Here is a 19,585-nt window from a genome sequence, read left to right on the forward strand (position 1 = left end):
CGCCGCGAGCCCAAAATCATAAGCTGGGGGAACAGTGCGAAATCGTGTGACCGGCCGGTTCTTGGCCGGCGGTTAAGGCTATCCATGACGGATTCGGCGCAGGCCATAGAAGTCGCGAACCTGCATAAACGTTTCGGTCCGTTGGAAGTGCTGAAGGGCGTCTCGCTGACTGCCCGTCAGGGAGACGTGATCGCCATCATCGGCGGCAGCGGTTCAGGAAAGTCCACCTTTCTGCGCTGCATCAACATGCTGGAGCTGCCGAGCGCGGGGACGATCACAATTCATGGTGAAACCATCGCGATGAAGAAGGATGGCCATGGCGGGCTGGCGCCGTCCGACCGTCGGCAGGTGCAGCGGATCCGCTCCCGGCTCGGTATGGTCTTCCAGAGCTTCAATCTGTGGCAGCACATGACGGTGCTGCAGAATGTCATCGAAGTGCCGGTACATGTGCTGGGGCAGCCGAAGGACAAGGCAATCGAGATCGCCGAGACGTTGCTGCGCCGGGTCGGGCTTTACGAGAAGCGTGACGCCTATCCCGCCTTCCTCTCCGGTGGCCAGCAGCAGCGGGCCGCGATTGCCCGGGCGCTCGCCATCCAGCCGCTGGTTATGCTGTTCGACGAGCCGACCTCGGCACTCGATCCGGAACTGGTCGGCGAAGTGCTGTCGGTCATCGGCGATCTGGCCCGCGAGAAACGGACGATGATCCTCGTCACCCATGAGATGAAATTCGCCCGCGAGGTCTCGAACCACGTCGTTTTCCTAGACAACGGCCTCATCGAGGAACAGGGGCCGCCCGAGGTCATGTTCGGTGCTCCCAAGTCGGAGCGGCTCAAGAAATTCATCAGCTCCATTCATTGACCAAAACAAGAAAAGGGGAAAATCATGAAGAAGATCATTAAGATGGTTGCCTTGGCGATTGCTGTCGGTGCCGCGGCCCTGGGCGCTGCCCAGGCGCAGGAAGTCAAGGTGGGCTTTGCGGCTGAGCCTTATCCGCCGTTCACCTCGCCGGATGCGAGCGGCAAATGGGTCGGGTGGGAAATCGATTTCATGGAGGCGATGTGCGCCGAGGCAAAACTTAAATGCATTCCGACGCCGATCGCCTGGGACGGCATCATCCCGGCGCTTACCACCAAGAAGATCGACATGATCGTCGGCTCCATGTCGATCACGGAGGAGCGCCAGAAGACGATCGATTTCTCCGACAAATACTATAACACGCCGACTGGTATCGTTGGGCCCAAGACCGAAAAGTTCGACGCCACGCCGGACGGTCTCAAAGGCAAGATCATCGGCGTTCAGGTTTCGACCGTCCATCAGGAATATGCGAACAAATATTTCGCCGCAGGGGCCACCGAGATCAAGGAATACCAGACGCAGGATGAGGCGAACCAGGATCTCGCGGCCGGACGGCTGGATGCGGTTCAGGCCGATGCCATTGCGCTCGACGCCTTCCTTGCCTCCGATGCCGGCAAGTGCTGCGACCTCAAGGGCAATGTAAAGGACGATCCGGCTATCCTCGGTGCCGGCGTCGGTGTCGGTCTGCGTAAGGGCGAGACGGAACTCAAGACGAAGATCAATGCGGCGATCAAGGCGATCCGCGCCAACGGCACCTACGACAAGTTCTCGAAGAAGTACTTCGATTTCGACATTTATGGCGGCTGAGCGGTAGCGACGGCCCATGCCGTTCAACCTCGACATCCTCGCTCTCTCGCCGCCCGGCTGGGGCGGCGTCCTTCTCGGCGGGCTGCTGGCCTCTCTTGAACTTGCCGCAGGCGGCTATCTGCTCGGCCTCGTCATCGGGGTCGGCGGCGCTTTCGGCAAGCTTTATGGCGGGCCGATCCTGCGTGATCTGCTCGAAATCTACACGACCCTCACCCGCGCCGTGCCGGAACTGGTGCTGATCCTGCTGCTCTATTATGCGGGGACGGATGCCGTGAACCAGCTCTTTCTGTTGATCGGCCTGCCGGCGGTGGATATCAGCGGGCTTGCGGCCGGCATCTTCGTCATCGGCGTCGTGCAGGGCGCCTATTCGACCGAGGTGCTGCGTGGCGCGATCAAGGCTGTGCCGTCAGGCCAGATCGAGGCGGCGTGCGCCTATGGCATGTCGCCGTTCCAGGCGCTCCGGCGCGTCACGCTGCCCGCCATGCTGCCTTACGCCATTCCAGGCCTTTCCAATCTCTGGATGATCGCTACCAAGGATACTGCGCTGCTGGCGGTCGTCGGCTTCAGCGAACTGACGCTGGTTACCCGGCAGGCCGCCGGTTCTACCAAAGCCTATATGACCTTCTACCTTGCGGCTGGCGTCCTCTATCTCCTGGTGACGCTCTTTTCGAACATCATCATCGGCTTCATCGAAAGGCATGCGCGGCGCGGCATGCCACGCACGGTCTGACGGCATGAGTGAAGAAACGTCTATTCTGCCGATTTACATTCCGCCAAAGGCGCGCAGCCTGCTCGAGCCGCACCGGCTGTTCCTGGCGGCGGTATTCCTGATGATCGTCCTCTGCGCCGCCTGGCTTCTGCGCTGGGACTGGCTGCCGAAATACGGGCCACGGCTGGTGTACGGCGTCTGGCAGACGTTGGTCATGCTGTTCTGGACCTCCGTCATCGGTTTCCTGCTGGCGCTGCCGATCGGACTGGTGCAGGTGACGGGACCGCGTCCGCTTGCCTGGCTTGCCAAAGGCTTTTGTACGATCATCCGCGGCACGCCGCTGCTGCTGCAGCTCTGGCTCCTCTATTACGGCCTCGGTTCGCTCTTTGCGCAATATCCGGAAATCCGCTCGTCTTTCCTTTGGCCTTATCTGCGACAGGCCTGGCCTTACGGCTTCACCGCGCTGATGCTGTCGTTCGCGGCCTATGAGGGCGAAGTGATGCGGGGTGCCTTTGCCGGTGTGCCGCGCGGAGAACTGGAGGCCGCGCGGGCCTTCGGCATGAGCCGGTGGACGGTGTTTCGTCGCATCTGGCTGCCGCGTGCGATCCACCGGGCGCTGCCGACGCTTGCGGGGGAAACGGTCCTGCAACTCAAGTCGACGCCACTCGTTGCAACCATCACCGTGGTCGACGTTTATGCGGTGATATCGAAAGTTCGGCAGGATACCTTTCTCACCTATGAGCCGTTGCTTTTGCTTGCGCTGATTTATCTTTGTCTGACGGGCGCTCTCGTTGGAGGGTTTCATCTTCTAGAGCGTCGCATACCGACCCGCGGCGCCTGATCAGCGCCTTCCGCCGGCGAGCCGCAGGGAGTCGGGTCTGCGCCGCAAGACCAGCATCGAGACCGTGCCGAATATCGGTCCGACCGCAAGGACGACAAAGGCCCACCGCCAGCCGCCAAAAAAGTCCGCCACATGCGGCATCAGCCAGATCATGAAGATCGTAAGTGCAAAACCCATACCCATCTGCAGCGACAGCGCGGTACCAATGTAGCTGCGGTCGGCAAGCTCGGTGACCGCGGTCGAAAACTGCGCGGAATCTCCGATGATCGAGATGCCCCAGATGACAACCACCAGCGTCAGCAGCCAGAAGGGGCCGTCGAAGACGAGGCCGATCAGGAGCGCGCAGGAGCCGGAGACGATCATCATTCCCGCCGTCGTTGCGGTGCGGCCGAAACGGTCGGAAAGCGCTCCTCCGGCGAAGCAGCCTACGACGCCTGAGGCTACGGCTGCAAAAGTCAGTAGTGAGGCTTCGCTGTTGATCCCGCTGCCGCCGTTGCCGAATGCTGCTGTCAGATAGGCGAGAAGCCAGGCCCACATCGCATAAAGTTCCCACATATGCCCAAGATAGCCGCCGTTCACCAGAAGCAGGTTGCGGTCCTTCAACACCCGGCCGATCTGGCGCGGATCGAACAGCGCCTTGCCGAAGGGATAGGGGCCTTCTCGGGTGAAGAAGAGAAAAACGGCTGCACCGACCAGCGTGGCGCTGCTCGAAAGAACTACGACATTCTGCCAATCGACGGCCGAAGACACACCGCGGAAGAGATGCGGCAGGGAAGATCCAGCGGTGATCGCTCCGATGACACCGGCAAGCGCCAGGCCGCGGCCCGAGACGAACCAGGTCGCCACCAGCTTCAGCGCTGGCGGATAGACGCCGGCGAGCGCAAAGCCGGTCACTATCCTGCAGAAGACTGCGCCTGCAGGGCCTGGTTCCAGAAGCACGGCAGCGTTGGAGAGCGCCGCGAGAAGGGCGGATGCGGCCATCAGCCGGTTCATGCGGATGAGGTCCGGCAGGTTGAAGAAACTCGCCGAGAGGGCGCCGATGACGAACCCGATCTGGACGCCGTTTGTAAGCCATGCGGCAGCACCTTCCGACAGCGACCAGGCGCGTCTCAGTTCCGGTGCGATGGCGTTTGCCGAAAACCAGGTGGAGAAGGAGAGCACCACGGCAAGGCAGAGAACTGCCAGCATGCCCCAGCGGCCTTGTAGCTGCGGTTCAGGAGACGTGGCCGTACTCATCTCATCCAGTCGTTCGATATCTAGCGGCGACGTGCCTGTCGGGCAGCCGTGGCGATCCGAATAGCTTTTCACGAAATGTGCCTTCGCGATAGCTGGTCTTGTAGAGTCCGCGTTCCTGCAGGATCGGGATCACCAGTTCGATGATATCGTCAAAGCACTCCGGGACGACGGTGCGCGACAGATTGAAGCCGTCGACGCCGGACTGGCTCATCCAGTCGGCGAGATTGTCGGCGATCTGTTCGGCCGAACCGATCATCGGGGTCTGCCGGCTGCCGAGCACCATCTGTTCCAGCAGCTTGCGCTTGGTCCATTGCGGCCCGGCAGTCCGGGTCATCGCTTCCACATTGGAGACGATCGCGGAACTCTTGCCCGTCTCGATCGGCTCATCAAGGTCGTATTTCGAAAAGTCGATGCCGAGCGAGCCCGCGGCATGGACGAGTGCGCCCTCCGAGCTGACATAAGCCCGATAATCCTCGAATTTTTCGCGGGCTTCCTTTTCCGTCCTGCCGGTGACGATTGTCGCGCCCATGAAAACCTTCACGTCCTCGGCCTTGCGTCCGTATTCCATGGCGCGGGCACGGATGTCGTCGACGATGCCTTTAATCCCCTCGATCTTCTGGCCGTTGACGAAGACGCATTCGGCATGGGTGGCTGCAAATTGCCGGCCGCGGATCGAGGAACCGGCCTGATAGAGAACGGGCGTGCGTTGCGGCGAAGGCTCGCAAAGGTGCAGCGCGTCGATACGGTACTGCTTGCCATGGTGGTGAACCTTGTGGACCTTGGCCGGGTCGGCATAGACGTGGTCCAGCGGATCGAACACTACCGCATCATCCTCCCAACTGCCCTCCAGCAGCTTGTACATCACCTCCATATATTCATCCGCGAGGTCATAGCGATCGTCATGTGCGGCCTGCGTGTCGAGGCCGATCGCGCGTGCTGCGCTGTCGAGATAGCCGGTGACGATGTTCCAGCCGATGCGGCCGCCGGTCAGATGATCCAGCGTCGACATGCGCCTTGCGAAAAGGAAAGGCGGTTCGTAGGTCAGATTGGCGGTAATGCCGAAGCAAAGATGATCGGTGACTGCCGCCATCGCCGGCACCAGCAGCATCGGATCGTTGACCGGCACCTGAACGGCGCCTTTGAGAGCGGCCGCGCCGCTGCCGCCGTAGACGTCGTTGACCCCAACGACATCCGCGAGGAAGATGCCTTCGAACAAGCCGGCCTCGAGCCTCTTTGCATAATCCGTCCAGTAGCGAAGCTGCGTATATCGATGCGACTGATCGCCAGGATGCGCCCAAAGCCCTTGCTGGATATGCCCGACGCAATTCATATCGAAAGCATTGAACCGAATTTCGCGCGCCACGAAGTTCCCCTTATGTCGTTGCAGTCCCTGTGCGTCTCTTATAGGATTATCTCGTCTACTATAGAAGACGAGCCTGAGAAGGCAAGCGGAACGGAAGATGGAACAGGATCCGGTTCAAGCGATCGCGAAAAGATTGAAAATGGAGCGGGAGGCCCGCGCCTGGTCATTGGCCGAGCTGGCGGAGCGTTCCGGGGTCTCCAAAGCGATGATCAGCAAGATCGAACGCAGTGAGGCAAGTCCGACCGCCACGGTGCTTGGCCGGCTTTCCGGCGCCTTCGGCTTGCCGCTTTCGGTGTTGCTGGCGCTCGCGGAAAGGGAACGGGAGCGGATGGCTCCGCATCGCGAGCAGCCGGTCTGGACCGATCCCGAGACGGGTTATACGCGCCGGGCAGTTTCGCCGCCGAACTCGATGCTTGAGCTGATCGAAGTGTTCTTGCCTCCCCATGTACGAGTGCCTTACCCGGCATCGGCCTTCGCCTTCCAGCATCAGCAGATCTGGGTTCTTTCCGGAAAGCTCGATTTCCAGGAAGGGGCAGTGCTGCATCATCTCTCGGAGGGTGATTGCCTGCTTCTCGGATCGCCGGCCGATTGCTCCTTCTTTAACCCCGGAACCGAACCCACCCGCTATGTCGTGGCGCTGACGCGCCGTTAGCGCGCCACGCTCGATGGGCGTTGATCGCCCGAACCCTGAAAGCCGAACCCCCGAAAGAAAGAGGCGCCTCCCGCGGGGGAGGCGCCAAGTGGGGAGGGTACTTATGACGCTGTCGGCCGCGTGGAGGTTCGGCGCCCGACAGGCCATGAACACGTAATCGTGAGTTTTGTTCCGCCGATTTTTCAATCGCCCTTTGCGCGGAACAATCCTCAAGGGCATCGGTTTTGCACTGAGAAGACAGGGAGAAGAACACTATGAGCAAAGCCGTAGAAACCACCAGCCACAAGGAAATCCGGCAGTGGATCGAGGAACGCGGCGGTCACCCGGCCCGCGTGAAAGGCGCCGAGGAGGGCGGTATCCTGCGTGTCGATTTCGGTAAGCCGGAAGAGTCCCTGGAGGAAATCGCATGGGAGGATTTCTTCTCGATCTTCGACGAGAACAAGCTCGCCTTCCTCTACCAGGAAGAAACGGAAGCGGGCAAAACCAGCCGTTTCAACAAGTTTGTCTCTCGCACGAAGCACTGACGGTCTGCAGCTCAAATGCTGCGGCTGATTGCCCGAAAGGAGCACGATATGTCCAAGCACTTCAAGACCGTTCGGCCAAGTGACGCCGATCTCAAAGCCGACCCCGGTATCGGCCAGTCGAAAGGGCTGAACCGTTTCGACGGCAATGACGAAATCATCGGGGAAAACACCGACGAGGGCGATGTCGGCAACGACACCAACCGTTTCGGCGGCGTCGACCCCAATCAGCGCGGTCGCGCCAACAAATAGCGAGGTCAGGAGGAACCGACCATGCAAGGCAACAAGACCCACCAGCAGCAGCGGGATATCCTTCAAAAGGGCGTCAATACCGCGAATGCGGGCAAGGATTTCGATCCCAAGGCAGACCTGAATCGCAGTGACGCAGCCCGCGAGGCCTTTCGAAAAGGTGACAATCTGGACATGCGGGCGGCGGATGTTTCGATGAAGGATGATCCTGCCATTATCCGCGGCCGCAACCAGGAAAGCGAACACCACAAGGGTAGCGGCTCCTGACTTTCAGTGAATGGAACCGAACGACAATCCCGGTGTTGTCCGACGCCGCCCGGTGTTATGATGACATAGGGTTGGAGGAAGCGACGGCGCGGCTGGTGGCCGCGCCACATGTGGTGGGAGGATAACATGTTCGGTTCAGGCGCAACTTTTTCCGATCGCGAGGATGCCGGCAGGCAGCTAGCGGAAGCGATGAAGGGGATGCCGCTACGCGCTCCCGTCGTCATGGCACTGCCCCGCGGCGGCGTGCCCGTGGCCTTCGAGATCGCTCAAAGGCTCGGAGCACCCCTCGATCTCCTGATCGTCCGCAGGATCGCAGCTCCCGGTCATCCCGAATACGGCATAGGCGCCGTGGTGGACGGCAAGGAACCTTATGTCGTGGTCAACGAGGAGGCAGCCCGGCATTTCCAGATCCCACCGGGTTATCTGGTGAGCGAAAAAGACCATCAGCTCGCCGAAATCGAGCGTCGTCATCGGATCTATTTCGGCGAAGACGAACCGGAGGATCACGACCATGCGGGTCAAGACGTCATTCTGGTCGATGACGGCATTGCCAACGGAGGCTCCATCCGAGCCGGCATCCATGCGCTGAAAGAGATGGGCGTGCGTTCCATCCGGGTCGCCGTGCCGGTTGCCCCGCGGGCTTTTCTGGAAATCTTGCGCGATGAGGTCGACGAGATCATCTGCCTGTCGACCCCGGAACATCTCGATGCGGTCAGGCGCTATTACCAGGATTTCACCGAAACCACCGATCAGGACGTCGTGCGCCTCTTGAAGGATGCCCGGCGGCTGACGCGGATGATCCATTGAGGGTCATATCTCGACCGTCGTCAGCAGAGGCAGGTGATCGGAGGCGCGGCGGGCAAGCGGCGCCGAGATAACCTGCGTCTCCACGGGCTTGACCTCCTGGGAGACGAATATGTGATCGATCCTCAACAGCGGATAGCGCGACGGGAATGTAGCCTTAGGTTTCGCCCCGGATCCAACCTGCACATCCGCCAGGCGGCGCGCTGCAGCCTTATAGGTGGCGGTGGACGGTATTGCATTGAAATCTCCCATCAGGATCACCGGCCTGTTATGGCAGGCCGAGTTGCCGAGCCATGAGGGCCCCAAAAGGGTGTTGATCTGCCGGATGCGTTCGCGTCCGCGCAGGCCGAGATGGGTGTTGAAGACCTGCAGGCGGTGATCGCCCAGCGCAATTTCGACCCAGACTGCGCCGCGTTGCTCGCCGATCGATGGAAGGCCGGCGCCCTTTATCGTTGTTGCCGGCAGGGCTGTCAGGATGGCGTCGCCATACCGCTCTTCCGCGACGCTGAGGGCGGCATGGAAGTGGTACTCCATCTGCAGCAGGGAAGCGATCGCGTGGGCCTGGTCGACACCGCCGGTGCGAACGCGGCCGACATCCAGCTCCTGCAGTCCGATGATATCCGGCTCTGCCGCAGCAATGACCTCCGCGATCCGCGCCGGATCAAGCCTGCGGTCGGTGCCGATGCAGCTGTGAACGTTGTAACTGAGGATTTTTAGGCGACGCCTGCGGGAAGGTGAAGGAGTTGTTCGATCGTTCATAGCGCTGGGAACACCTTTACCTAAGTTTTCGTTCCCGATGTCGGAGAACCGCAACGGGAGGATTTATGCCTGCGAAACGCCATCTGCTGAAGCTCTTAATCGGTGCAGCAATCTGCGTGGCGGTCTTCCTGCTTTACCGAAGCCTTGGTCGCTACACTCTCGACGAGATCGAGGAGTCGCTTCAGGCGATTATCGGCATCCGACTGATGAGCGCCTTTTTCTTCGTCATCCTCTCCTATTTGTGCCTTACCGGCTTCGATACGCTCGCTGTCGCCTACACGGGCCGCAGGCTTTTATATCGGCAGACTGCGCTCGCCTCCTTCACTGCTCTGTCCATCGGGCACAATGTCGGGCTGGCGGCCCTGAGCAGCGGCGCGGTGCGCTATCGGTTCTATTCGCGCTGGGGGTTGACCGCCGAAGATGTGGCGAAGGTCATCATCTTCTGCGGTATCACCGTGGGGCTCGGGCTCGCCACCCTTGCCGGCCTGGCACTTCTGCTGCAGCCCCCGGAAACGGACCTGTTCCGGCTGGATGGATGGGTGAAAGGAGCCGTCGGGATGTTGTGTCTGGCGCTTCCGTCCGCCTATCTGCTGGTATGTGCCTTCGTGCACCGGCCCCTCCATCTGAAAACATGGAGATTCCAACCGCCGCCGCTGAAGCTGGCGCTGGGCCAGATTCTCATCGGCACCCTCAACTTCGCCTCCGTCGCGGCAGCTATTCATCAGCTTCTCGCGAGCTTCACCGATACCGGCTATCTTGCCGTGGCGACGACCTATGTCACAGCCAACATCGCCGCTCTGATCAGCCATGTGCCCGGCGGACTCGGCGTACTGGAAGCCACCATGCTGAGCATTCTGCCTTCGACGGCCTCCATCGGGGCTCTCATCGCCTTCCGGGTGCTTTACTTTTTCGTGCCGCTGGGGATCGGGATCCCGACCTTGCTAGTGACCGAAGCCTATTATCGGCATCGCGCTGGAAGGCTGTCAGAGCAGACGGTGGTGTGAGAGGCGGAGGAAAAGGCGGCGCAGAGCATTTTTGATTTCCGGAATCGGCCAGAAGGGCTGTTTGGGATCGATGATTCCGGTGCCAACCAGAGACTGCGTTTCACCCTTTTCAGGATTGACGTCGAACGGCCTGAGGCCGCGCGGCTTGACGTTGAGCCGGTCGACAGAACGCACCATCGACCCAGTTTCCTCGATGAGGCGCGCCACTTCTGCCGGCTCCGCATCCAGATGTTCGGCAAGAAGGTCGTTGCGCAGCGCGTTGACGGCCGTCTGGCCCGCCGGGTCATAGGTCTCTATGGCCAGGTCACACTCGGTATCGAGGCCCTCCGAACGGTTGTTCAGATTGGAGGAGCCCACACGAACGAAGCAATTATCGACAATGATGACCTTGGAGTGGACGATCACCTCCAGATCGCCCCCCTTGCCGTTGGGCACCACGGCATAAAAGACCCGCAGGCGGCCATAACGGTCCGCACGCTTGAGGCGGCGGATCAGTCGGTTGCGGTTGTGCCCCATCATCAGCTTTTCCAGGAAGCCATGGGATTCTCGGGTCACGACGACGATAATCTCGGGGCCGTCGGCTCTGCGAAGCTGCTTGGCGAGCGTTCGCGCCAAGCCAAAGGAGGCGAGGTACTGCGTCTCGATGTACAGATGGTGCCTGGCGGCTTTTAGCGCGTCGTGCGTCAACCGGATCGCCTCGCGATGGCCGCGGCGGCCTTTCCATTTCCAGGGTTCGGTGAGTGCAAGGCCGGTATTGCAATGGGTAAGCGCCGGCTCAAGGTCCGCCGGCCAGGGCTCCTCTCCGGTAATATCCAGGGGCTCCAGAACTTCTCGTGTAGTCTTCCTCCACCGGCGGCGAGCCACATCGCCGATCAGCCTGGCAGTGTCGCCGCTGACGATCGTCTGCATGTCGTGGACCGGTCCATAGGGCGTGCCGTCGGCCGATTGCCGCAGTGGATGGTCTGCCGCATGGCTGCGATCGTCCCAGCGCCGGGCGGTAAGATCGATGCCCCCCAGGAAGGCGGTCTTGTCGTCGATGACGACGATCTTCTGGTGGTGGCTTGCCCGCAAGGGATGCTCGAAATCGAGATGAACGCGAATGCGCGGATGATCGCTCCAGGTCATCCTGCCAAACATCTTGAGGCTCTTGCTGGAATAGACCGGGCCCATTCCCCAGACGAGGATACGGACCTGCAGCGCCGGCTTTTCCTCGACAAGTCTGCGAAGCAGTTCCCCCAGCGTCTCTTCATCTCCTTCTCGGACTTTCAGACGAATGTCCGGGTTGAAGTCCCAGCCGACGATGGAGATTGAGCGTTCCGCCTGCCGAAGCACTTGGTCGAGCCGGAGAAAATACTCCTCTCCGTCGACGAGGAAAGCGAGTTTCTTCGCTCGCGCGCTGCCCCATGCATTGCGGCCCGGGCGAATGATCGGCTCCGCCTTGGGAACGGTTCGCGTCGTTTGATCGGATTGTATTTTCACGTCCACCTGCGCCACCTGATGATTTGGTGACAAGAAACGCCGGATTTTTGGCCTTTGTTCCAACAATCCGGTGGCTGTCGCAGTCTTGTACCATTTATTTGGTGGTTACAACTCCCGGCGGACGGGGCGCGACAAGTTCGGCGCCTGCATCGCCAAATATTTCGATGGCGGCGATCAGGCCCAGGAGGATGAGAGCGGCAGCGACCAGTAGCTTCCATAAGCCGGCCTTTACCGGTGTCTGGTGGTGCGTCTGTTTCATGTCCCGATGGTTCAGGTTGCTATGGCTTCGAATGTCCATGAGTATCCTTGCGGCGCTCCAGCCGCGCCATTCCCTCGATTCAGGCCAGTCTGCCGGGCGGCATATAAACTGGCGGGTTGGGATTTTCGTCCGGATTTGGCAGTGGAGATTCGTCCGGCAGGCGATCGGGTTCTGGTTCGTCGATGGGTGGTTCCGGATTCCAAATCGGCGCCGGCATTGGCGGACGGTCGCCCGGTTCGCGAGGGTCAGGTGTCATTACTACACTCCCTGTTACTCACTGAACAACCGTTCCGCATGAAGATTGTTCCTCGCAAACGACGGCATGAAAAAACTGCGAGCCATTGGGGGGCAGCCGATCAGAAGCAGCGGGCTGGCGACGAAGATTGCTGCAGCAACACGTCCGGCGTGGCATTTTTAGGTCATGGTCTTGCCCCTATGCTGTGGAATTATGCCCTTGGACAATTCGCGAACCTGCGCCATGTTTCCTTCGTGCAGGATGGATCCGCGAAGTCCTTTCGGGGATCGCTGCCCGAGCCCTGATTGTTCAGAGACCCAAAACGTCACTTTCTGGGGGCAATCTTTTGGAGGAGAGGCGAATGACACATGCCCGAGACAATTTTCTCGTGTGGCTTCGTTCCGCGCACGCGATGGAGGAGCAGGCAATCACCATGCTGACCGACCAATCGCGGCGGATAGAAAGCTATCCGGACCTCAAGGCACAGATCATCCGTCACCTCCACGAGACCGAGGGCCACGCACAGGCGCTGAAGAGCCTGCTCGACCAGTTTTCCAGTTCAGGCGGGGTGCTGACGCTCAAGGATGTGGCGGCCAAGCTGGCAGCCAAGGCCCAAGGGGTCGGCGGCATGTTGGTCAGCGACGAAATCGTCAAGGGAGCGATGGGAAGCTATGCCTTCGAGCATCTGGAAATCGCCAGCTATCGCGTGCTGATCGCTGCGGCCGACGAACTGGAGGAGAGGGAGGCCAAAGCCGTATTTGAGCGGATACTGGAGGAGGAAATAGTAATGGCGGATTGGCTGGGGGCTAATCTCGATCCGCTGACGCGCATCTTCCTGATGCGCGACGAGCGGGATTTGATGGCCAAAAGATAACGGGCCGTCGCCAGGACGGCTGCATCCGGTCAGAATTTCGAGATCTCGCCGCCATCGAGCTGAATCTCGAGTTCCTTCTCGTTCCTGATACCCTGCTGATAAAGTTGAATAATCTGCGCAGCGAGATCGTTGGCGGCCAGGCTTTCGCCGGTCAAGCCGCGCTCGGCACAAATACCGTCGAAGACGCGCTTGAGGAAAGCCAACTCACGTGGTTCGAACGTATTGGTGAGGACTGCCGAATTCATCTTTTCAGCCTCCACTGCGGGGGGCGAAAGCGCTTTCTGTCTTCCAGTCGCCAGCGCCCGTATCAATGGCTGGCAATGGCTCAAGACTACTCTTTTTGCCGTCCTTTTCAAGGCAGGAACGGTCAATGTTTCGACAGAGGCCACGTTTTGGGCCCCTCTCAACCAGACGTGATTAGGCAGCGTTTTCTAGTCATCCAGATGGTTGGCCTCATGGTCGTGAAATTGCTCGGTCTGGACTGTTTTGCTGTCCAGTCCGCGCTCCCGCGAGTGCTGTGCCTTGTCTCTGTTGGAAAGAACCATGTTCTCCGGAAGGATGTCCTTGTCGATATCCGTCATGGCGCCATTTCCGCTGCCTTTGCCAGTCGCGCCTGATCCCATGTGTTTCGAATTGGCATTGGCCATGAGTTCTTCCTCCTGATGTTTTTTCCGATCGGAGACAGAACCTCCAAAGTGCGTTTTTGATCCTGAAAAGGTGTGGGAAGCGGCAAGATCAGTCCGTCTCAAGCAGGAAGAATGTCGTCGGGCCTGCCGGCGCGTCGTTCGTAAGATCGAAACGCAGCGGTCCGTTTCCGCTGTGAAGCGGCGGATGCACCACGCCATCCAAGCCTATAGGGGAAAGCCGCCAGCGGCCCGCGCGGTTCTTGAACTCGATCGATAGCGCACCTTTGCGGATCAATACCGGCAAAGTCCCGAAGTCCTCGATCACCTTCTCCTGCGGATCTCGAAAGCGCATGCTGCTGTTGCGGGCGTCGGTGGCGAAGATCAGCAGCATGCGTCTGCTTGCCGCGAGCGAGGCGGCTCCATCGATGGCGGAAGCTGCGAAGAGCGCATCTTGGTCTCCGCCTTCGAGCCGGACGGTTCCGAGATCGACAGCGGTTTCCAAGGTAGTGAAAGCGGCGGCTTCCGTGCGGGGTGTAGACAATGTCAGGCGGAGTTTTTTGCTGTCGAGCAGCAGTTCCCCGGTATCGCTCTGGAAAATTCCGGCGGACGGATCGGTCCGACTGTTTTTGGGCAGCAGGCCGGCGCCTTTCAACGCAGCCAGCAGCTTGCCTGCATCCGCCTCGCTGCGCGGCTGGTTGATTGCAAGGGGCTCACGCAGCCCATCGGATTGTCTGAGGCCGATGCGGGAGACGAGCGACAATTTGGTCAGCGCATCTGGTTCCGCGGCCTGCATGTCGCCGCTCAGATCCTCCTCGCCCCGGACCAGGAAAGGAATGCTGTTCTGCGAGGTCTTGACGTCGCCCCGCCGGAAAAGAAGGGCTGCAAGCGTTTCGCCGGCGCGGGCTACCGGATCGAGCGCGATCGCATAAGGCAACATTGCCCGCTTGTGGGGAAAGGGTTCGCCATATTGCAGGGCGATCGGCCCATGGCCGTGGCGGCAGAGCATATCCCAGCCCTGCAGCGCTGCGTAGGCAGGCATCACAAGCCCGGCTTCATAGCGATATCTGCTCCAGAACAGGTGGTCGTATTCGGTGATGCCGAAAGGCTTGCCGAGCCAGCGGCTTGCAGCCGCGACGCGCATATATGCGCCGGCATCGGCAAGCGAGCTTTTGTTCTCGATCTTCGCGCCGGGTTCGTAGCTGTTTACGCTATCATGATAGGTGTTCATGGTGACGGCTTGAAGGTTCTGGCGGGTCAGGCCCGTCTGCACCGTCGGCCAGTTATTGTAGTCGCTGATGAGACCGCGATAGCCGAGGCCTCGCAGGACTTCCGTCATGCGGGCCGCGGTTCCGCGCTCGGTTTCGACGAAGAAGGCCTGCAGGTCGCGCAGGCGGGGGCTGTCGACATAACGATCGGTGGGCAGGCGTACGGAGGCATTTTCCAGCCGTTCGTTCGCCCGAAGGTCGGGCCATGCGGTCCGAAGCGCCTGGGTCGATCCGTAGCGCTCGCGCAGCCAGGTGTTGAACGGCTGGCGCAGGCTGTCCGGGTAGGGCCGGCCGATCCTGTCATGGACAACCGTCTCGAATTCTATGCTGTTTTCGTTGGCCAGGATCACGAGGCCGAGGGCCTCGTCACGGATCGGCGCAATGCCGGTATAGGGATTGACCCGGGTGAGGAAATCGGTGGCCAGCCTCTTCCAATGGGCAAAGGCCTTTTCCTCGTAACTCACCTCCAGCTTGAGTCCTTCGGACGGATCCCAGCGATCGTCGTAACCGCCGGAACCACCGCGCCATGAGGTCAACCCGTCGACCATCCAGTAGATGCCGTTCTTCTTCAGCGCGGCCATCAGATAATGGATACGGTCGAGGACCTCTGGATCGAAATCGAAATCCTTCTGCCGGCCGAACATCAGTGCCGCATCGGTGAAATGGAGGCGGGCGATATTGTAGCCACGCATGGCGAGCTGCCTTGCATAGACATCCGCGTCCTGATGGTTCGGAAAACCGCCGGATGCCGGGCTCCAGGCAAGGGAGGCGCAGAACATGGGGGCCGGTACGTCGGGCTTGGCGGCTTTCGCCAGATGGCCGTCCGTGCCGACGACGAGATGGTCGTTTTGGTCGATGGAGCCGTTGGGGAGCAGGTCCGAAAAATCGAGCGGACTACCGGGCTCGACGGCCAGCGATATCTCGCGGACCGGAAGCCAGTCAGCCGGCCAGGCTGCGGACGCCGAAGCCGTGAGCGCGAGTGTCGTTGCCAGAGCGCGGATCAGTCTCTTCATCAATGTCTCCGATCTCACGGCTCTCCACCCATCCACGAGGATCTCGACGCGGGGCGAAAAAGCCGAAAGGCAGCGCTGCCGTATGGAACAGCCAGGCGACGACCGTGTAAAGTCCGAGCGACACCCCGCCCTTTCGCCAGGACATCAGCGCGACGACGCCTGCGAAGAGGCCCAGCACCGTCGCCAGCGCGGCAGGCTTGTCGGGGACGGCAACCATCAACCCGAGCGAGAATAGAAGCCAACCCGCGACCAGCGCCCAAAGCTTCAGTTCCGGCAGTTCCCGCAGCATCTGCCGGAAATAGGGTTTTCCGGCAGATGCTCGCAACAGTTCTCCGACCCCGAAGAGATATTTCGTCTGCCAGCGCCGGACGAGAAGGCGGTAGGAATTGACGCTGTGGCCATAATGGCGGACGAAACGGCGATCGAGCCGATACAGGTCCCAGCCGGCGCTGCGCAGCCGGATGCCGAGGTCGAACTCCTCGTAGCCGTGCAGGTTGCGGTCCGTCAGATAGCCGATGCTCTCGATCGCGCTGCGACGATAAAGGCCGCCCCCGTTCATCCTGTCGATGGCGCCCACGCGGTTTTCCGGGGCGTTACGCTGGACCCGGCGGGTATATTCCAGATTGTCGAGCATCATTTCCTCGACATGGCCGGTCACGCCGCCCGTTTTGAGATGGTTGCTCAGATACGCCGTAGCGGCCGGCAAAAACGCGGGATCGAGGTCCATGTCGCCGTCGAGCAAGCAGATGAACTCGTGCCGCGCATACTGGAAGCCCAGTTGCGGGCCGATGCCGCAACTCGGGCGGGCAGGGTTCTGGATCTGGACGATCCGGACCGGATAGCGGGATGCGATCTCTATCGTTGAATCCGCCGAGCCGCTATCTGCAACGATCACCTCGCCTTGTCCGCCGGGCAGGCCGGCAAGCGCGAATTCGATCGTGCGGGCGATCCGCTTCTCTTCATTCAGCGTCTTGATGATGATCGATACGCTCACAGCAGCTCCTTCACCTTCTTCCGCGTCGCAACGGAGTGATAGATTGCCAATGTGCTTCGGGTGATGGACGGCCAGGCATAGGTCTGTTCCACCTTGCGGATGCGCGACAGGGCGCCCTCCTGCCCGAAAGGCTCGGCCATCTTGCGCTCCAGTGCCTTGGCCAGCGCGTCGATATCGCCCGGCGGGAAGTAGTCCTCAGGCGGCAGATCGACCTCGTGATTGGCAACGATGTCGCTCGCCAGCACAGGTAGTCCATAGCTCATGGCTTCAAGAAGCGAGATCGGCATGCCCTCGTGGAGCGAGGGCAGAACGAAGAGACCGGCCTGGGAAAACAGCGCGGCCAAGTCTTCACCGCTCTGGAAACCTGTCAGCACGACATCAGGCACCCGGGCTGCGGCAGCCTCGATTTCCTTGGCATAGGCCATGCCTTTGTGGTCGGCGCCCCCCACCAGAACCAGTTTCCAGTCGGTCTGCTTCAGTTTTTCGAAAGCCGCGATCAGATCCGTCTGGCGCTTTTCCGGCACGAAACGGGCGACCATGACGATGTAGCGGCGGCGCTGCAGGCCGAACCGGTCTAGCGTCGCTTTACCAACAAGGCTCGGTGTCACCGTGACGCCGTTCGGAATGTGGGCCACGTCCGCGCCATAGCGGCTCTTCATGGTTTCCGTCACGTCGCGCGACACGGCGATCCTGGCGTTCGCGAACCACATGGCAAGCCGTTCGCCGAGCTTCAGCGCTCGCTTGGCCATCGTACTCCACTTCTCGCGGTCGTAGTCGTATCCATGGTGCGTCATCACGATCTTCAGCCCGAGGAGACGAGCCAGCGGGGCGAGCAGGCCGGGACCGACCGCGTGGATATGCAGGATGTCAGGGCGGCGAACGGCAGCGTATACGACGCCGACGAGGGTGTGAACGAAGGTTTCGAGAAGCATTGATTTCGGCGCCCAAAGGGGCGTTACGCGGATCCCGCGCCAGGCGGAGGCGGTCGGCTCGGGCAGGTATTGGCGGCGCGCGAGGACCTCGACATCCCAGCCGCGGGCTGCAAGTTCCTGGCTCAGCATTTCGACATGCTTTTCAATGCCGCCCTGCACATTCGGTATTCCCCGAAGGCCAAGCATCATGACGCGTCGGCGAACCGGTTCCCGGTCGACACGGATGCCGGGAGCGGTGCCGATATCCGGCAAGACCGGAGACAGCCGGGGTGTCTGGTTCAGGACGACGCGCTCAATCCGGCTGTGCCCGGCTTGATCGCTGTGCGGAAGAGCCTGCGCCTGCAGCAGTTGCGCAGGGATGTGTTCGAGCGACGAGATGTCCCCCGGATACGTCCGGGTGGACTGCGAATGCCGCATCTTCGGAGGATTGGTCTTCTCGTTCATTACGGGCACCAGAAATTCATTTTCTGCTGCCCGTTCTATGCAAGGAACCTTCTCATACCGGAAAGAAAAAAGCTAAGATTTTAAAGGAGTTGTGCGGTTCCTGAGCAAAGTGACGAAAAATTTTCTCGACCCGGTGACCCTTTTCGAGATTGCGGTTTTTCGCGTTCAGCGGCGGATAAGGGACTGGTAAAGATCAAACATTCGCTGCCGATAGACGGTGCGGGAGAATTCGTCGGAAATCCAGGTGCGGCCGGCTTGCCCCATCTGTGCCCGCTCCTTCACCGATCGGCTGGCGAGGTCGTCAAGTGTCCTCGCCAGGTCATCGACAGAGCCGGGGGCAGCGCTCAGCCCGGTCTCTCCTTCGCGGATCATTTCCGGTATGCCGCCGATCGAGGCTCCAATCACCGGACGTCCCAGCGCATAGGCTTCCAGAATGCTGATCGGTGCATTCTCATACCATTCCGACGGCAGGACGAGCCCGAGAGACTGGCCGATGAGGCGGAACAGGATATCTCCCGACAGATGGCCCGCAAAAACGACCTCGGCACCGGCAGATCGCACAAGCGCCTTGAGAGCGGCCTCTTCCGGCCCGGTTCCCGCTATGATCAGTTTCTGCCGGGCTTGAGCCGCGGCGCGGATCAGGGTGGAGATGCCTTTTTCCGGAGCCAGGCGCCCGGCGAAAACGAAATAGTCGCTCTCGTGCCATTTCGTCGAAAACCGGTCGACGTCCACAAAATTCGGGACATGAACGAGCTTTTCGGCCGGCCAGCCCCATTCGATCAGCTTTTCGCGGTAGAAGCGGCTCGGTACCACCACCCGGTCGACCTTGTTGCGGTAGAGCCCGAGCGAGCGATGCAGGAGGCTCTCGGCGAAGACCACAGCACTCAGCGGCAGCGAGCCCTTGACGCAGCGATTGACCACGACGTTATGGATCCGACCGCCTTTGCAGGCTTCGCAGATACGGCCGTCGCGCAGCATCTTGTAGGAAGGACATGCGAGCTTGAGGTCATGGGCCGTCATCACCACCGGGACGCCTGCATCTTTCAGGGTGGAAAAGATCGCGGGGGAAAGGTGATGATAGATATTGTGGGCATGGGCGATATCGGGCCGCGCCTTGTCGATGAGGCGCTTCAGGTTCCGCTGAGCCTCGAAGGAATAGATAACCTTGGTCGCCTGCAGGACCTTGTCCTTCAACCCGATTTCGCGGCCGTATTCGATCTCCGAGACGAAATAGTCGGACCAGGGAGAGGAGAGGTTCTTCTCGTGCTGCATGGCGAAAGGCACGACATCCCAACCGATTTCTTCAAACAGCGCCGTATGATCAAAGAAAACGGTTTCGGCACCGCCGCGCCGATAGAAGTAATTGTTGATGTTCAGGAGGCGGGGCACCGCCACGG

The 19,585-nt window shown here is 60.6% G+C and carries 23 protein-coding genes; 12 read left to right on the forward strand and 11 right to left on the reverse strand.

The window, feature by feature from the left end; translation table 11 throughout:
* Positions 1–84: 84 nt before the first annotated feature.
* Genes C5L12_RS07540 through C5L12_RS07555 form a run of 4 tightly spaced genes read left to right on the forward strand, consistent with a single transcriptional unit; the run spans position 85 to position 3,212 of the window.
* Positions 85–858 (forward strand): ABC transporter ATP-binding protein, encoded by a 774-nt coding sequence (locus C5L12_RS07540; protein WP_105371421.1) that lies wholly within the window; start codon positions 85–87, stop codon positions 856–858.
* A 24-nt stretch (positions 859–882) separates the two neighbouring features.
* Entirely contained in the window at positions 883–1,662 is a 780-nt protein-coding gene (locus C5L12_RS07545; RefSeq protein ID WP_105371422.1) for a transporter substrate-binding domain-containing protein, read from the forward strand.
* 16 nt (positions 1,663–1,678) lie between these two features.
* A complete protein-coding gene (locus C5L12_RS07550) occupies positions 1,679–2,392 on the forward strand; it encodes an ABC transporter permease (RefSeq protein WP_105371423.1) in 714 nt (237 codons plus the stop codon).
* Between the two features lie 4 nt (positions 2,393–2,396).
* Entirely contained in the window at positions 2,397–3,212 is an 816-nt protein-coding gene (locus C5L12_RS07555; protein ID WP_105371574.1) for an ABC transporter permease, read from the forward strand.
* Here C5L12_RS07555 and C5L12_RS07560 read toward each other — a convergent pair whose 3' ends face one another.
* Positions 3,213–4,448: an MFS transporter gene (locus C5L12_RS07560; protein ID WP_105371424.1), complete on the reverse strand. Its 1,236-nt coding sequence runs from the start codon at positions 4,446–4,448 to the stop codon at positions 3,213–3,215. It lies immediately after the preceding gene.
* A gap of 1 nt (position 4,449) precedes the next feature.
* Complete coding sequence (locus tag C5L12_RS07565) at positions 4,450–5,811, reverse strand: LLM class flavin-dependent oxidoreductase (RefSeq protein ID WP_105371425.1); 1,362 nt, start codon at positions 5,809–5,811, stop codon at positions 4,450–4,452.
* A gap of 97 nt (positions 5,812–5,908) precedes the next feature.
* Here C5L12_RS07565 and C5L12_RS07570 point away from each other — a divergent pair, with 97 nt between their 5' ends.
* From C5L12_RS07570 to C5L12_RS07590, 5 genes are all read left to right on the forward strand, one after another.
* Entirely contained in the window at positions 5,909–6,463 is a 555-nt protein-coding gene (locus C5L12_RS07570; RefSeq protein WP_105371426.1) for a helix-turn-helix domain-containing protein, read from the forward strand.
* 254 nt (positions 6,464–6,717) lie between these two features.
* On the forward strand, positions 6,718–6,987 hold the full coding sequence (locus tag C5L12_RS07575) for a hypothetical protein (protein ID WP_105371427.1): 270 nt from the start codon (positions 6,718–6,720) through the stop codon (positions 6,985–6,987).
* A 48-nt stretch (positions 6,988–7,035) separates the two neighbouring features.
* Positions 7,036–7,236: a hypothetical protein gene (locus tag C5L12_RS07580; RefSeq protein ID WP_105371575.1), complete on the forward strand. Its 201-nt coding sequence runs from the start codon at positions 7,036–7,038 to the stop codon at positions 7,234–7,236.
* A 21-nt stretch (positions 7,237–7,257) separates the two neighbouring features.
* Positions 7,258–7,500, forward strand: coding sequence for a hypothetical protein (locus C5L12_RS07585; protein WP_105371428.1), 243 nt, complete (start codon positions 7,258–7,260; stop codon positions 7,498–7,500).
* Between the two features lie 126 nt (positions 7,501–7,626).
* Positions 7,627–8,307 carry a phosphoribosyltransferase gene (locus tag C5L12_RS07590; RefSeq protein ID WP_105371429.1) on the forward strand — a complete coding sequence of 227 codons (681 nt, stop codon included), beginning with the start codon at positions 7,627–7,629 and terminating at the stop codon, positions 8,305–8,307.
* Positions 8,308–8,310: 3 nt separating this feature from the next.
* Here the strand turns inward: C5L12_RS07590 and C5L12_RS07595 are convergent, their stop codons facing one another.
* A complete protein-coding gene (locus C5L12_RS07595) occupies positions 8,311–9,063 on the reverse strand; it encodes an endonuclease/exonuclease/phosphatase family protein (protein WP_105371430.1) in 753 nt (250 codons plus the stop codon).
* A 65-nt stretch (positions 9,064–9,128) separates the two neighbouring features.
* On the opposite strand from C5L12_RS07595, the gene C5L12_RS07600 reads away from it, so the two are divergent.
* A complete protein-coding gene (locus tag C5L12_RS07600; protein WP_105371431.1) occupies positions 9,129–10,067 on the forward strand; it encodes a putative bifunctional lysylphosphatidylglycerol flippase/synthetase in 939 nt (312 codons plus the stop codon).
* On the opposite strand, the gene C5L12_RS07605 is transcribed toward C5L12_RS07600, so the two are convergent.
* Together C5L12_RS07605 and C5L12_RS07610 are read right to left on the reverse strand one after the other, a co-directional pair.
* Positions 10,047–11,552: a phospholipase D-like domain-containing protein gene (locus C5L12_RS07605; RefSeq protein WP_105371576.1), complete on the reverse strand. Its 1,506-nt coding sequence runs from the start codon at positions 11,550–11,552 to the stop codon at positions 10,047–10,049. The genes C5L12_RS07600 and C5L12_RS07605 overlap by 21 nt on opposite strands.
* A gap of 88 nt (positions 11,553–11,640) precedes the next feature.
* Positions 11,641–11,844, reverse strand: coding sequence for a hypothetical protein (locus C5L12_RS07610; RefSeq protein ID WP_105371432.1), 204 nt, complete (start codon positions 11,842–11,844; stop codon positions 11,641–11,643).
* Between the two features lie 102 nt (positions 11,845–11,946).
* Between C5L12_RS07610 and C5L12_RS28375 the strand changes: the two genes are divergently transcribed.
* Positions 11,947–12,345, forward strand: a complete 399-nt coding sequence (locus C5L12_RS28375) for a hypothetical protein (RefSeq protein WP_165924123.1) — start codon at positions 11,947–11,949, stop codon at positions 12,343–12,345.
* A gap of 56 nt (positions 12,346–12,401) precedes the next feature.
* Positions 12,402–12,914, forward strand: coding sequence for a ferritin-like domain-containing protein (locus C5L12_RS07615; protein WP_105371433.1), 513 nt, complete (start codon positions 12,402–12,404; stop codon positions 12,912–12,914).
* A gap of 29 nt (positions 12,915–12,943) precedes the next feature.
* Here C5L12_RS07615 and C5L12_RS07620 read toward each other — a convergent pair whose 3' ends face one another.
* From C5L12_RS07620 to C5L12_RS07645, 6 genes are all read right to left on the reverse strand, one after another.
* A complete protein-coding gene (locus C5L12_RS07620; RefSeq protein ID WP_112823758.1) occupies positions 12,944–13,159 on the reverse strand; it encodes a hypothetical protein in 216 nt (71 codons plus the stop codon).
* A gap of 186 nt (positions 13,160–13,345) precedes the next feature.
* A complete protein-coding gene (locus tag C5L12_RS07625; RefSeq protein ID WP_105371435.1) occupies positions 13,346–13,561 on the reverse strand; it encodes a hypothetical protein in 216 nt (71 codons plus the stop codon).
* Positions 13,562–13,649: 88 nt separating this feature from the next.
* The gene (locus C5L12_RS07630) at positions 13,650–15,818 is read right to left on the reverse strand and encodes a glycoside hydrolase (RefSeq protein WP_105371436.1); all 2,169 of its coding nucleotides are present in this window, start codon (positions 15,816–15,818) and stop codon (positions 13,650–13,652) included.
* On the reverse strand, positions 15,745–16,812 hold the full coding sequence (locus tag C5L12_RS07635) for a glycosyltransferase family 2 protein (RefSeq protein ID WP_105371437.1): 1,068 nt from the start codon (positions 16,810–16,812) through the stop codon (positions 15,745–15,747). The genes C5L12_RS07630 and C5L12_RS07635 overlap by 74 nt, the downstream gene beginning before the upstream one ends.
* Positions 16,809–17,933, reverse strand: coding sequence for a glycosyltransferase family 4 protein (locus tag C5L12_RS07640; protein WP_425350757.1), 1,125 nt, complete (start codon positions 17,931–17,933; stop codon positions 16,809–16,811). The genes C5L12_RS07635 and C5L12_RS07640 overlap by 4 nt, the downstream gene beginning before the upstream one ends.
* Positions 17,934–18,353: 420 nt before the next feature.
* Positions 18,354–19,583, reverse strand: a complete 1,230-nt coding sequence (locus C5L12_RS07645) for a glycosyltransferase family 4 protein (RefSeq protein WP_105371578.1) — start codon at positions 19,581–19,583, stop codon at positions 18,354–18,356.
* Positions 19,584–19,585 lie beyond the last annotated feature (2 nt).

It is taken from the genome of Neorhizobium huautlense, assembly GCF_002968575.1.
Lineage (GTDB): Bacteria > Pseudomonadota > Alphaproteobacteria > Rhizobiales > Rhizobiaceae > Neorhizobium > Neorhizobium huautlense.